Raw genomic sequence first — 220 nt, 5'->3', positions numbered from 1 at the left:
ACATCAACCCCACCCTTCAGACCCCCTATCCCATCATTCACACCTCTCCAGTCCCATACAACAACACCTTCATAACCCCACTCTTCTCTCAAAATCTCATCTACCAAATCTTCCTTCTCCCTCCTATATCTTCCATTCAATAAATTATACCAACACATCACCCTCCAAGCCTCGCATTTCTTAATAATCCCTTCAAACGCCCTCACGTAAATTTCCCCAA

1 protein-coding gene is annotated in these 220 nt (G+C 44.1%); it reads right to left on the bottom strand.

Annotation, left to right across the window (positions count from 1 at the left end; translation table 11 throughout):
• On the bottom strand, positions 1–220 hold a 220-nt coding region (locus tag FS628_RS31125), incomplete at both ends, for a hypothetical protein (RefSeq protein WP_145326731.1).

This window comes from Paenibacillus xylanexedens, from assembly GCF_007676705.1.
Classification (GTDB): domain Bacteria; phylum Bacillota; class Bacilli; order Paenibacillales; family Paenibacillaceae; genus Paenibacillus; species Paenibacillus xylanexedens_C.
The sequence above is the reverse complement of the archived record's forward strand: the minus strand, read 5'-3'. Positions and strand labels throughout refer to the sequence as shown.